Annotated in this window: 10 protein-coding genes and 2 pseudogenes; 8 read left to right on the top strand and 4 right to left on the bottom strand. The window is 59.4% G+C overall.

Annotated features, from left to right (window positions below; translation table 11 throughout):
• Positions 1–70: 70 nt before the first annotated feature.
• On the bottom strand, positions 71–766 hold the full coding sequence (locus E5W70_RS22240; protein ID WP_292662443.1) for a sulfate transporter family protein: 696 nt from the start codon (positions 764–766) through the stop codon (positions 71–73).
• 78 nt (positions 767–844) lie between these two features.
• Positions 845–1,741, bottom strand: a complete 897-nt coding sequence (locus E5W70_RS22245; RefSeq protein ID WP_292662446.1) for an EamA family transporter — start codon at positions 1,739–1,741, stop codon at positions 845–847.
• A gap of 213 nt (positions 1,742–1,954) precedes the next feature.
• Between E5W70_RS22245 and E5W70_RS22250 the strand changes: the two genes are divergently transcribed.
• The 3 genes and pseudogenes from E5W70_RS22250 to E5W70_RS22260 form a co-directional block, all read left to right on the top strand.
• Positions 1,955–2,968 (top strand): adenosine kinase, encoded by a 1,014-nt coding sequence (locus tag E5W70_RS22250; protein WP_292662449.1) that lies wholly within the window; start codon positions 1,955–1,957, stop codon positions 2,966–2,968.
• Positions 2,969–3,033: 65 nt separating this feature from the next.
• Positions 3,034–4,067: pseudogene (tdh, locus tag E5W70_RS22255) on the top strand (L-threonine 3-dehydrogenase).
• Between the two features lie 712 nt (positions 4,068–4,779).
• Positions 4,780–4,949 (top strand): annotated as a pseudogene (locus E5W70_RS22260) (transposase); the annotation flags it as partial.
• On the opposite strand, the gene E5W70_RS22265 reads toward E5W70_RS22260, so the two are convergent.
• Positions 4,869–5,267, bottom strand: a complete 399-nt coding sequence (locus E5W70_RS22265; RefSeq protein ID WP_155925003.1) for a hypothetical protein — start codon at positions 5,265–5,267, stop codon at positions 4,869–4,871. The pseudogene E5W70_RS22260 and the gene E5W70_RS22265 overlap by 81 nt on opposite strands.
• A gap of 495 nt (positions 5,268–5,762) precedes the next feature.
• Here E5W70_RS22265 and E5W70_RS22270 point away from each other — a divergent pair, with 495 nt between their 5' ends.
• The 4 genes from E5W70_RS22270 (at position 5,763) to E5W70_RS22285 (ending at position 10,470) form a co-directional block, all read left to right on the top strand.
• Positions 5,763–6,449 carry a response regulator transcription factor gene (locus tag E5W70_RS22270; RefSeq protein WP_024505585.1) on the top strand — a complete coding sequence of 229 codons (687 nt, stop codon included), beginning with the start codon at positions 5,763–5,765 and terminating at the stop codon, positions 6,447–6,449.
• Between the two features lie 71 nt (positions 6,450–6,520).
• Complete coding sequence (locus tag E5W70_RS22275) at positions 6,521–7,942, top strand: type II and III secretion system protein family protein (RefSeq protein WP_050580548.1); 1,422 nt, start codon at positions 6,521–6,523, stop codon at positions 7,940–7,942.
• A gap of 12 nt (positions 7,943–7,954) precedes the next feature.
• Positions 7,955–8,515 carry a CpaD family pilus assembly lipoprotein gene (locus E5W70_RS22280; protein ID WP_292662451.1) on the top strand — a complete coding sequence of 187 codons (561 nt, stop codon included), beginning with the start codon at positions 7,955–7,957 and terminating at the stop codon, positions 8,513–8,515.
• 83 nt (positions 8,516–8,598) lie between these two features.
• Positions 8,599–10,470 (top strand): acyltransferase family protein, encoded by a 1,872-nt coding sequence (locus E5W70_RS22285; protein WP_292662453.1) that lies wholly within the window; start codon positions 8,599–8,601, stop codon positions 10,468–10,470.
• Positions 10,471–10,952: 482 nt separating this feature from the next.
• On the opposite strand, the gene E5W70_RS22290 is transcribed toward E5W70_RS22285, so the two are convergent.
• A complete protein-coding gene (locus E5W70_RS22290) occupies positions 10,953–12,095 on the bottom strand; it encodes a porin (protein WP_292662456.1) in 1,143 nt (380 codons plus the stop codon).
• Positions 12,096–12,776: 681 nt separating this feature from the next.
• Between E5W70_RS22290 and E5W70_RS22295 the strand changes: the two genes are divergently transcribed.
• Entirely contained in the window at positions 12,777–13,133 is a 357-nt protein-coding gene (locus E5W70_RS22295) for a hypothetical protein (protein WP_024505577.1), read from the top strand.
• Positions 13,134–13,607 lie beyond the last annotated feature (474 nt).

A 13,607-nucleotide genomic window follows, 5' to 3' on the forward strand; every position in this document is an offset into this window, starting at 1 on the left:
CCTATTACTCAGGGCGAGCCGAATTCATCGTCGAGGACGACGACAAGCTGGGGCGCGGCTTTCTGCTGCGCTAGCTCCTTTCCCGCGCCGAGATCGCCTTGTGCAGGTGCACCATCATGGCGGCGGCGAACAGCGGCGTCAAAAGGTTGAGCAGCGGCACGGCGAGGAAGGCCGCGACGACCAGCCCGGCCAGGAAGACGGTGACCGCGTGCTTTCTGCGCAGCGCCTTGGCCTCGGCCTCCGGGCGAAAGCGCATGGCGGCGAACTCGAAGAACTCGCGCCCGAGCAGATAGCCGTTGACGACGAAGAAGGCGGCAATGTTGATGCCCGGCACCAGCAGAAGCAGCAGGGCGACGACGTTGCCGAGGATGACGACGCCGAAGAAGCGGATCGCCAGCACCAGCGAGCGCAGCGCCGGCACGGCGCGACCGGGCGGATCGTTGGGATAGTCGGTTCGCTCGACCGTCTCGGCGACGTCGTCGAGGAACAGGCCGGCGATGATCGCCGTCACCGGCGCGATGAAAAGCGCCAGCCCCAGCGCAAGGCCGATGCCGGCGACGACGGCGCCCAGCCAGCCGGCCCAGGATGGCAGGCTGGGCAGCCATGCATCGATCCACGGCCAGGCCAGCCATTCGAACAGCCCCTTGATCCCGAACCAAAGCGCCGCCAGCGCCAGCAAGGTCAGCCCCAGCGTCTTCACGAACACGGAACGGAATTCGGGCGAGAACAGCTGGCTCAAGGCGGCGCGGGCGGCATCGAGGATCACGGCGTTTCCAATTCCATATCTAACGTGCCCGTGGCTGATATCTTCGGAATAGGCGGCGACAGCGCAGGCTGCAAGCGCCTAGCGCGCGACCTTCGCCTGGGGAATGGTCATCGCCGCCACGCCGGCGACGACCAGGGCCATTCCCCACCACGCGCTCGGGGCAAGGCTTTCGCCAAGGAACACGGCTCCGATAGCGACGCCGATCGGCACCCGCAAATAGGCTTGCGAGGTGGTGCCGACGGAGCCCAGCGTATGGAGGAGGCGGAAATAGATTGAGAAGGCCAGCGCGGTCGAAAACACCGAAAGCCCGAGCAGCGCAAGGATCGAAGCTGTCGATGGCGCCAGGGTCCATGGCTTGTCGAACGCAAGGCTCAAGGGGATCAGCATCGCGGCGCCGCAGAGCATCGAAGCGGCGGCCGGCACCATCGGGTCGAGTCCCCTGAAGCCGCGGCCGAAAACGGCCGCACCGGCATAGCAGATCGTCGCCGCGACGACGGCAAGTTGCGGCAACAATTGCTGTCCGAGGCCGCCAAGTGCCGGGGCGCCGACAACGAGGCATATTCCGGCTATTCCCGCCGCGACGCCGAACAGCTTGCGCACGGTCGCCGGTTCGTGGCGGGTTATCAGGGCGGTCAGCAAGAAGGTGAAGATCGGCGAGGTCGCATTCAGGATCGTAGCCAGCCCGGCGTCCAGCGAGCGCTCGGCCGAAGCGATCAGCGTGAACGGCACGACGCTGTTGAGGCATGCCTGGAATGCAAACCGGCGCCAGCTTGCGGCATCACCCGGCAAGGCCAAACCGCGCCAGCGGATCAGAGCGAACAGGATGCCACCCGCGATCAGGGTTCGCGCGGCGATCAGCGTCACCGGCGGGATCGTCGCGACGCCGATCTTGATGAAGCTGTAGGATGCGCCCCACAACACCGCCAATACGACGAGCAGCACCAGCTCGATCCTCGTGTCGGTTTTCGTGGACATGGCCGGCTGGAACCTCTGGGCATCGCTCATCTCAGCCATGCTTGTAAGCCAGGCACGCGGGAAATGCTTCGGCCGCCATCCAACGATGGTCGCTTACGCTGACATTCGTCGGATCGCGGCATTGTCGACTAGGCAAAGCCGCATCAAACCGCTAGACCCGCCCGCGCCCGGCGTGGCAGAAAGCCGGAAGTTTTTTGGCGGAGACATGAATTGATGCCGGACTATGACGTGCTTTGTATCGGAAATGCCATCGTCGACATCATCGCCCAGTGCGACGAGGCGTTCCTGGAGACCAACGGCATCATCAAGGGCGCGATGAATTTGATCGACACGCGGCGCGCCGAACTGCTCTACAGCCGCATGGGCCCGGCCATTGAAGCCTCGGGCGGCAGCGCCGGCAACACGGCGGCCGGCGTCGCCTCCTTCGGCGGCCGCGCCGCCTTCTTCGGCAAGGTCTCCAACGACGCGCTCGGCGAAATCTACGCGCATGACATCCATGCCCAGGGCGTCGCCTTCGACACCAGGCCGCTCAACGGCGAACCGCCGACGGCGCGCTCGATGATCTTCGTCACGCCCGACGGCGAGCGCTCGATGAACACCTATCTCGGCGCCTGCGTCGAGCTTGGCCCTGAGGATGTCGAAGCCGACAAGGCGTCTGGCGCCAAGGTCACCTATTTCGAAGGCTATCTGTGGGACCCGCCGCGCGCCAAGGAGGCAATCCGCCAGACGGCGAAGCTGGCGCATGCGGCAGGCCGCGAAGTGTCGATGACATTGTCGGATTCGTTCTGCGTCGACCGCTACCGCGACGAGTTCCTCGACCTGATGCGCTCGGGCACGGTCGACATCGTCTTTGCCAACAGCCACGAGATCAAATCGCTCTACCAGACATCGTCATTCGACGAGGCGCTGGCGCAGATCCGCAAGGATTGCCGGATCGCCGCCGTAACCCGCTCTGAAAAAGGCTCGGTCATCGTGCGCGGTGACGAAACCGTGGTCATCAAGGCGACCGCCATCAAGGAACTGGTCGACACGACAGGCGCCGGCGATCTCTATGCCGCCGGCTTCCTGCATGGCTACACGCAAGGCCGCGACCTGCAGACCTGCGGCGACCTTGGCTCACTGGCCGCCGGATTGGTGATCCAGCAGATCGGCCCCCGGCCCCGGCAGAATTTGCGCCGCGAGGCTGAGCAGGCGGGGCTGACCATTCCGGACGTTCAAACGAGTTAGTGGCCTACCTTCCCGTTGTGCAGGCTATCTCGCCAGAAGCGCAATCACGGAATAGGGAAATCCTGATGTCGAACATGATGAAGGCGCTTGTGAAGGCCAAGGCCGAACCGGGCATCTGGATGGAAGAGTGCCGGTGCTGGAAATCGGCCCCAACGACGTGCTGATCAAGATCAAGAAGACGGCGATCTGCGGCACCGACGTGCACATCTACAATTGGGACCAGTGGGCGCAGAAGACGGTGCCGGTGCCGATGGTGACGGGCCATGAATTCGTCGGCACCGTTGCCGATTTCGGCGCAGCGGTCACCGAATACAAGGTCGGCCAGCGTGTATCGGGCGAAGGCCACATCGTCTGCGGCCATTGCCGCAACTGTCGCGCCGGGCGAGGGCATCTGTGCCGCAACACACTCGGCGTCGGCGTCAACCGTCCAGGCGCCTTCGGCGAGTATCTGGCGATCCCGCAGCACAATGTCGTGCCGATCCCCGACGATGTGCCCGATGAGATTGCCGCGATCTTCGATCCCTTGGGCAATGCCGTCCACACCGCATTGTCCTTCGATCTGGTCGGCGAGGACGTGCTGGTGACTGGCGCCGGGCCGATCGGCATCATGGGCGCGCTCGTCGCCCAATGCGTCGGCGCGCGCAAAGTGGTCATCACTGACATCAACCCGGTGCGGCTGGCGCTAGCCAAGAAACTCGGCGTCCAGCATGTCGTCGACGCCTCGAAGGAGAAGCTGCGCGACGTCATGCCGGTGCTCGGCATGACCGAGGGGTTCGACGTCGGCCTCGAAATGTCGGGCGCCGCCCCCGCTTTCCGCGACATGATCGACACCATGAACAATGGCGGCAAAATCGCCATTCTGGGCATTGCGCCGACCGGCTTCGAAATCGACTGGAACAAGGTCATCTTCAAGATGCTGCATCTCAAGGGCATCTACGGCCGCGAGATGTTCGAAACCTGGTACAAGATGATCGCGCTTGTGCAGGGCCCGCTGGATGTCTCCGGCCTGATCACCCACCGCATCGGCATCGACGATTTTCAGATCGGTTTCGATGCGATGAAGAGCGGCAGTTCCGGCAAGGTGGTGATGGACTGGTAGGGATTGCCTTGGCCGCTATTCAGGAAAAGCTGACGACAGCACCTCTGGTCCGCCGGACATCTTCCAACTAGGGGAACATGGCTGGGTGGAGAGCTATGGCTCCGCTACGTGCGCTCGCTATCATATACGGCGACGTATCGCGGCCCACCCGGTGACGGTCGATGGGGCAATTCGCTTCAGTCGATGACGGAAACCCGGTGAACCGATGCTGAGGCCCCGACGCGATCGTCTATTTCCTATGATCTGCGATTGAGGTCGAGGTGTTGCCGCTTTCAGCGGGTAAGATGCGATAGACGACTTCCGGTACCCTTCCGGTCAGCGAAAAGGAAGGCAACGAGCCGCATTGCCTCAAGCAAATGTTACCAATAGTGTCCTGTTCCAAAGGGGATGGACAGGTCGTGCCATTCCGGTTCGGGGGAAAGATGGCGCGGCTCAGCATGGCGATACGGTGAAGCGGCGATCGTGGAGCTTTATTGCGGCGTTGACAAGCGGCGCATTCTGGATGAGTTCGAGGCGGTAACCGGCTATTATTCGCAAGCGCGCGATCCGTCTTATGAACCGTCGTGAGCAGAGGCCGTCTGCGGGCAAGAGCCGCAGCCGCTGTTACGGCAGCGATGTCCGCGACGCGCTCATCGTGTTGTGGGAGGATTCGGAGCGGCTGGGTCCGCATCGACGCTCGCGGCGGCCAGCGCCGCCGGGCAGGAATGAGTTCGCAGTTCGCCGCTCGGTGCCAGCCCGCACCTTCGGCGATTGGAAAGATCCGCCGCCCGGCTTTGTTGAGCGCATTCGGGCACGTCTTCGTCAGGGAGCTTCGTGCAGACGATGGTGCTGACCGGGATTGCCGCCGGCTGGACCGAATGCATTCCGCTCCGCACGCGCGACAGCGGCAATGTGATCATGGCGATCAAGCAGGCCCGCTCCCGGTTTCGCTGACCCTGTGCTGCTGTTTGCCGGCATCCGCCCGCACAGGAAGAGCTTGTAAAAGCGGTCGGTGCGGAAATCGAGGAGCCGTTGGTCGTCGATCTTCAGCCTGAACGCGGTCGTTTGCTGGTGCCGCAAATCGGCTGTTGCATGTACATCCCTGTCAGACGTCAGTTTTCCTCGCCTATTTTTGGTGTCGAGCGCGAAGTGCTCCAACCAGATTGCAAGGCTTTTTGGAAATGAGAGCGGCTTTGCGCAGGGCGCTCCGTTGTTGAGCATTCAAGCTACCAAGCCAATGACGCGCAGGTTCCACCAGGCTCGCCAGCCTTGAAGGACAGCGAAAAAAGCAGAGCACGACAGACACAACAGTGCATCAGGACGCCGCAGTCGTTGAAGATGGGGCGCTGCATCCATACCGTGGATGCATTCGATCCAAATAATCGATTTGTTCAATCAGTTTCTCGAAAGCTAACCCTACCCTCTCTGGGAATCGGGCTCTGAGCCGCGACGCTGCCTTGCGAGCGCAGGGGCTGCACGTAGGAGAGATGATGCAACGAGAAATCGCACGCGGGTTGCTGGCCTCGTGGGTTCGCCGACCGGCGTATTTGAGCCCGTCAGTTGGTCCTCACCCGCGCCTATTGCCACCGAGCGACTTGCATGTCCCTCCGACTCGGACCAGTTCCGAGAGCTGCGACGAGTTGCGCGCCGTGTGCTCCGATCAGATGGCCGCCGGTGACGCGTTCGATGGGCCGTCCCTCTTCGAGAGGAGATGAAATGCGAACGCTGCTCGTGGATCATCATGCGGATCTTGCGCGCGCCATGCGACTTGCGCTCGGGGATGGCGGCTTCGTCGTTGATGTCGTTGGTACTCTGGAACTGGCTTCGAGTGCATTTTCTTGCGCCAGCTATGAAATTCTCCTGCTGGAATTGGCTCTGCCAGATGGCGATGGCTTGGGTTGGCTGAGGCAGTTGAGGACCCACGGGCATTCAGTTCCTGCCGTCATTATGAGCAGCCTTAACGATCTCGATAAGCGAATTGCGATCTTCAACGGTGGTGCGGACGACTTTCTGCTCAAACCCATCTCTACCGATGAGCTTATTGCCAGAATGAGAGCCATTCTGCGCCGGGCGACACAGATGACCGACCTGAGGCTCGTATTTGGCAATCTCGACTTTGATCCGGTCGCCCGCCAGGTTTTCGTTGATGGGCACCCAATGATGATCGCACGTCGCGAACTCTGTATTCTAGAGCACCTGCTTAACCGGGCAGGCCGCATCGTGCCCCGTGCGCAATTGGAAGATCACCTCTATTCATTCAACGACGACGTGTCTGCCAACGCGCTTGAAGTCGGAATTTATCGTTTACGGGGACATCTGACCAGATCAGGTGCAACGCCACGGATCAAGACCATCCGAGGCATTGGTTACATCCTAGAATTGACTGACGCCTCATCCGCATAGTTTGTCGAATCGAAAGAAGATCTATTTTGCTGATCCTTCAACATCCTTGCCCTGCGCTCAATTGGCGGGCGATCGCCAACAAGGTTACAAGACCTGCAGTGCCCCGTTACCTGGGCCATCTCCTCTGCGCGCTTATTGTGACTTTCCCACTTGGTGTCGCGGCGCAAAACAAGCAGGACAAAGGCCCGCCGCATGCGGCTTCGAATAGCATCAACGCCACGCTGACCCTTTCCTCTTCGCTCGGGGAGACCGTTCATCTGCCCGCGCCAGCCACGACCATCTTTGTTGCTGACCCCACGATCGCGGATTTTCAGGCGCCATCGAGCAAAACAATCTTCGTCTTTGGCAAGAAATCGGGGCGGACCAGCCTATTCGCCTTGGATGGCAATGGCGAGCCTCTCGCCGAATTGCGTATCGTTGTCACGCAACCGATCGGGGATTTACGCGCCATGTTGCGGGAGCAGGTCGGCGACTATCCCATCCGCGTCAACTATACGCCGCGCGGCGCAATCCTTAGCGGGACGGCGCCCGACGCAGAGGTCGCCGACACCGCAAAAAGAGTCACTGAGCAATATCTGGGCGACGGAGCGCAAGTCGTCAACAACATCAAGGTCGCTGGATCCCTGCAAGTTAACCTCAGCGTGCGCGTAGCCGAAGTCTCACGCAGCGCCATGAAGTCACTCGGCGTCAACTTGTCCGCCTTCGGTCAAATCGGCAATTTCAAAGTGGGCGTTCTAAGCGGAAGCGCTGCAAGCGCTGGGTCTGGTTCAACCCAGGGTGGCGGTACAGCAGAAATCGGATTCGACAACGGTGCCGTCAACGTCAGCGCGGTTCTCGACGCGCTCGCCAAGGAGCATATAGCTTCCGTCCTGGCTGAGCCGAACCTCACCGCTATGTCGGGTGAAAAGGCCAGCTTTCTCGCGGGCGGCGAATTTCCCATTCCTGTCCTGCAGGAAAACAGGCAGGTATCGGTTGAATTCCGTCACTTCGGCGTCAGTCTGGAATTTGTGCCGACAGTTCTCAGCAACAATCAAATCAACATTCACGTAACGCCCGAAGTCAGTGAACTGTCGACGCAAGGTGCCGTGCAAATCAACGGAATTTCCGTGCCGGCAGTTTCCACGCGCCGAGCCGATACGGTCGTCGAACTCGCCAGCGGCCAGAGCTTCGCAATCGGCGGTCTAATCAGGCGGAACGTCAACAATGATGTCAGGGCCTTTCCCTGGCTCGGAGAACTGCCGATCCTGGGACCGCTTTTTCGCTCGACCTCGTTTCAAAAAGAGGAGTCAGAACTGGTCATTCTAGTTACGCCTTACATTGTAAGACCAGGCTCCAACCCAAACCAGATGAGCGCACCGACCGAGCGGGCGGCACCGGCTTTGAACGGAGGGGGCGCTCCGACGAATTCCGTGACAAGTCCCCCGCGAGACCGCGCTGCTATCCGTGCGGGCGCGCCAAGCGCCCAGGGCGGTCTCGGCTTCATCATCGAATAGTGTCATCCAAAGATGTTGCGTTTTATAATCCTCTTTGTCGCTCTGGCACCAAGCGTAAGTGGCTGCACAAGCACTACGCCAGTTGATGTCGAACCATCGGCACCAATGCTTGTCCGAGAGGAGACCACCGTCCTGACGTTGCAAAGCCTGCGCGCTTCCGAACGGCAGCGTTTGCGTGTTTTCCTAGACAAGGCCAGTCGCGGCCGGTTCGATGCCATCCACCTCCTCATCAGCGGTTCGCCCCAGCTCAGCGCAGGGGTAGCCCATCAGGCCAGGCAGTTGGCAATCGAAGAAGACAACATTCAATTGCGCGATCAACACGACGCCGGCTCAGTGCGAATTGAGGCGATTGTCTATCACGCCCGTCCGCCGGTCTGTCCCTCATATGGTGCCTCACCCAATGGAGAATCCTTCAAACAGCCGCTTGGTTGTTCGACAGGATATAACCTGGCCGTGATGGTCAACGATCCGCGCGATCTGCTCGACAATCAGGCCGTCAAGGCCGGCGATGGCGATCGTGCTTCTGTACCAGTTGCAACTTACAGAACATTCGGGACGGATAAAGGTGGCTGATACCGCCCTTATCTCGGCAGCACTCCTACCGGAGATTGAAAGCTTCCAATCGCGTCCTGATCTAAAATAAAAGGAACCGCTGGATGCAATATAGGCGCTATATCGAGGGCCTTAGGGCCGTTGCTGTACTTCCGGTCGTACTCTTTCATTTCGGAATTTCGGCGATCCCGGGTGGCTTTAGCGGGGTCGATATCTTCTTCGTCATCTCCGGCTACCTAACCAGCGGAAGCCTCCTGGATGACCTTGAACGCGGCCAATTTTCCATCGTCAACTTCTACTGGCGCCGTGCCCGGCGCATTCTGCCGGCGCTCGTCTTTGTGATGCTTCTCACCTGCATTGCGGCATTGTTCATTCTTCTGCCACCGGATCTGCGCGGATTCAGTCTTAGCATCATAGCTACCTCGACCTTCTGGTCGAACGTTTTCTTCTGGAAAACGTCAAGTTACTTCTCTATCGATGCCGCGCTTCTACCACTGTTGCACACCTGGCCGCTTTCCGTAGCGGAGCAGTACTACATCTTCGCACCAATCCTGATGTTCCTAATCTATCGCTACATCGGGAAGCGCTGGCTGACGACACTTCTTCCGATAATTCTCTGCAGCTTCGTAGTGGCGGTGATGGCGACATCGCTGGCACCCACCGCCGGATTCTATCTGCTGCCGACCCGAATCTGGGAACTCATGTTGGGCGCCCTGCTCATGCTCAAATGCCCCTCGCCGCTGGGCAACCGATTCCTGATGGAGTCGGTGGGGGTGGCCGGATTTGGCCTTCTCGCCATCGGGTTCTTCGCGATTTCGGCGAGTGATCCGTTCCCAGGCTACAACGCCTTGTATCCATGCATCGGAACGGCCCTTCTGATCTATGTTGGCCAAAATACCCCCTCGACGGTCGCCACCCGCATGCTCGAAGTCCGGCCGCTGGTCTGGATTGGGCTCATCTCGTATTCGTTGTATCTTGTTCACTGGCCTCTCAATGCGTTCGCGCACTATCTTTCGTTCCAAAAACTCGATCCGTTGATGACCGGTGCGATGTTGGTGGCAAGCCTCGCATTGGCTGCATTCTCCTGGAAGTTTGTAGAGCAGCCGTTTCGACAGAAGAGGGCCTTCACCTCCCCGGGGCCTATCTTCGCCTTTTCAGCGCTCGCGATCGTTGTCCTTTGTGCCGGCGGAGCGGCGGGGGCGCTCGGCAACGGCTTTCCGCAACGGTTTCCGGACTATGTCCAGCGGCGCATTTCCGTCGGGGACTGGAGGAATGGCATCTGTTTCAACGAGGGCACCAGCCGGATCGAAAGCTGGAATATGGAGGATTGCACGCGCACCAGCGGTTTTCCAACAACGGTTTTTTTGTGGGGCGACTCCTTCGCCGCGCACTATGTTTCCGGCTTGGGTGCTAACATAAATCGATTGCAGGCGAACATCGTTGAATATACGTACGCCAGCTGCGCGCCGATACTCTATTACTACCCTTACGATCGTCTTGATTGTGTCCGGTTCAATCGCAAGGCCTTGGACGTCATCTTGGAAGCGGACATCAAGACGGTTATCCTCAGCGGTAGATGGAGTGACTATGAGGTCAGAGGTTTCGACGGTCTTCAGCAAACAATCGCTACGCTTCGTGCCCTGGGCGTGCGCGTGTTTGTCATCGGCCAGTCTCCGCAGTTCCCAACTGACGTCCGGAGAATTGCGTTCTTCGCCAAGCGCCAAAATCTGGACGATACGTCCTGGCCGATCGCGATGGACCCCGACATCAACGAACGTGTGCGCTCATTTACCAAAGGCGCCACATTCATCGATCCGCTGAAATTCCTGTGCAGCGCAGGACGCTGCGCCTATTCCGATAGAGGAGAGTTTTTATATTTCGACTATGGTCATTTCTCTTCAGCCGGCGCCACACTGGCAATCTCGAAATACTGGCCGGCTTTTGGCAAAGACAATGCTCTTCCTAAGACGAAGTAGCGGCTCAGCGGCTGACAAGCACCAGTGCGGGTCCCAGTGATAGCTCCTGCTTCCGCAGCAGCCGCGACGATGGAGCTGTTCAGGTTTAAGGCCCCCCGATAGTGACCTAGGATGGGTGCTGCCACGCGGCTCGGACTCAGCGTGCATTATCACGTAAATGTTGAGAGAATGAATGGCGCCGCGAAGGGCAATTCCAGCCGTCCAAAGCGACAGGCGTGTCGCGGCCTCGACATTGCAGTGGCGCTTACCTAACACGGCCTCACACTGCCCTCTAAACGGCCCCGAATTTGAACTGACGGCCCCTGGCCGGTTCATCGGGCAGGTCAAGGGCTAGGTGTAGTACACAGGGCTCATAACTTTCAGTTTCTAGTTGGTACGATGGGCCGTGGACGGTCGATGCAGACTTCAAGATGGCGAACGAAGCTCTCCATGCGTGCGTTGTCGAGGCAAGTGCCTTTGCCATGCTCGCGACTGGAGAGATTTCAAAATGAGCCTTGTAAGCGGAGAATGCCGCCGACGCTGTTCGGCTTGCTCGTGCCCTTGACGGCGGTAGGCTCGGCAGGGCCGAGGCCAGAGTTGCCGTAGTGGTCGTAATCGACCTCGGCTGTGACCGTGAAGCCGGGAACGACCATGTAGGCGACGTTTGCAGCCACACCAGAATCCTCGAGCTGATCACCACCCGAGACCTGAAGGTTGAACGAAGTTTTCTCGTCAAACTCGTAGGTGGCGCCCGCCCAGAAAGCCCACTGGCCGTTCCAGATTTTGTACGAGCCGCGCCCATGATTGGCAATTGCGCCGTTTGAGTCCTCGTTGAGACTGGCATTGGAACCGTAGCCGAAGAGTCCAAACAGCGACAGCTGGTTTGTGACAGCGACGTCGACGCGGATCTTGCCGGCAAAAGCTTCGTAATTGCTGTCATAAGCCGCGACGCCGGTGATCGAGCCCCAGCCTTGCGTGTATTTCAAGCCGGCGACAACGTGCGGAATATAGCTGTCGATAGTACCGGCTGAGCCCGATCCTTGTTCGAGCGAAATCACAGTCGAAATGCCGTTGCCGGCGTCGAAGTGGTACTGAGCCACGTTGGTGTCGAAGCCGGCCGACGGAACGAGCATACTATCGAGAACGTTGCCAGCGTAGCTTACAAACGTATCGAAGGCCGACCCCTCCTTGCCAACTCGCAGGCCTCCCAGCTCGACCCAGGCAGAAGCCAGTGCGAGGCCGCTGTTGAAATCATAGTTCTGAGGACTGTCATGCGAGTTAGCGCTGTTGCCAAAATTCACCTGGGTTTCGGTATAGGTCGTCAACGCGCCGAGCTCGGTCTGCTGGCCGGTCCAAGTTTTGAACGTGAAGCGTGTGCTGTTTCGCCAAGTGCCTTGGTCCTCGCCAGTTCTCACGTCCGAGGTTCTTGCGCTGTCATACGATCGGACGTCACCCAGGCCGATATCGTAACGGACATAGCCGCCGATGCGCAGGCAGGTCTCGGTGTTGGGAATATAGGAATATCCCGAGCCGAGGACGTCGCAGATCTTGATGTACTCGGCCGGTTCCCGCTCGGCGCCAGCTGCTCGACCGACGGAAATGGTCATCAGAGCAGTTAAGCCGAGAAGAGGACTCTTGATGTACATGTCTAGATCTCCATGAAGGAATAAAAAGGATAGAGGCGAAAGAGCAAGCTTTTCCTCTAAATTTTGTGCGTGTTGTCTCCAATATGTGGACGCCAAAGCGCTTGACACGAGAGGTGAGCCAGCGTAAAAGCCACATGTACTTATAATAGTGTTTTCTGCTAGGAGATTCATTATCGTTTACATGTGAAACACTCCGGTCGGACCGCTGCAGCTCTCCGAATAGAGCAGCAAGCGACATGCCAACCTGAAGCGTAGATGCGGCCGACACCAAAATCGGGCCGACGCGCCTTCGTCTCGCTGGAATCACTTTTTTTGAGGGTCACTGCGAAAAGAAACGTGCGACACGGTTCGCCATGTTCGATATGTGACAGTCTCGTTTAACAGCGACGGCTTCCCGTCTGACCGCAACGGAGGCCGCGCCATCCGCTACCGAGAAGGATCACTGCGCGTACGCTCCGCAAGGGCTGCGCCAGGAACAGAGGGCGTGCACGTCCGAGGCGTCGCATGGTGGCCGCAGCACCTTTTCGCCGCTGTAAGTTCGCCGTGCAGGTACATTGCGCGGCCGGAAGCGAGAGGGAGCGCACCCTGAAACGGCTGCCTACGGCTCGCCTCGAGTAATTGGCGATGAACAGTATTCTCGAGAACTTAGTCTCGACGGAAAGAGCAACGAAAGGAAGCCGCTTGGACGAGCACGATCCGAAGGAAGAACCGATCGAGACCATTTTCCGCAACGGCACAATCACTGCCGTGGGTATCCTGCTTGCCTTTTCCCTCGGCTTCCTCACTCATTGGGCCGCGAACCCCTTGCCATGGCAACTCTACGATCTGTTCGCCGTAGTGCCGATCCTGCTCGGCATCGCACTGCAGATGAGAGCGCTGTCCATGCTGCTCGACATGAGTTCCTTGCGGCGCCCCATCTACGAACGCGCCAATCGCATTTTCATGGTCGGCCTCATCCAGACCGCGTGTGGCGTCGGCATGGCCATCTTGGTCGATCTTTTCGGGATATCGGTAGGGGGCACGCTGCCCGGCGCTTGACGACAAGCCACACCGCCGCTCTTCGCTCGAAGCGACGTCAAGCCGGGGAACCTTGTGCACCCCCTAGCGGCGTCCTCCTTTCATCAAATGAGCCGACGTCAGCTTTAGAGCGTCTCGGTGGCTAAAGCCGGTATGGTTTTTCGGCCGGCAGGGAAGGCCGCTGGCTGGACCTGGATGGCGTCTGAACGAGGCTTGACAGGTCCGTTGCGTCGGACATGAATTTCGCATTGCAAAGTTCTTCCGCAGACGCCTCAAGCACACTGCACTGGCGTCACGTACTCAGACGTTGAATGCGGCACCGCACCATCACCTCAGGCGCAACCATGGCACGCGCGCTCCCCGGCGTGGTTGACCCCATCCTGTCCAAACGAGACTGCGACATAAGCGGGACGCACTGACTTAGATGTTTGATCCCAGATTTTGATGGGGCATCCTTGTCCTCCGAATCAAGGGATGCGCTATGGGCCAGGTTCT

The sequence above is a fragment of the Mesorhizobium sp. genome (assembly GCF_005063415.1).
GTDB lineage: Bacteria > Pseudomonadota > Alphaproteobacteria > Rhizobiales > Rhizobiaceae > Mesorhizobium.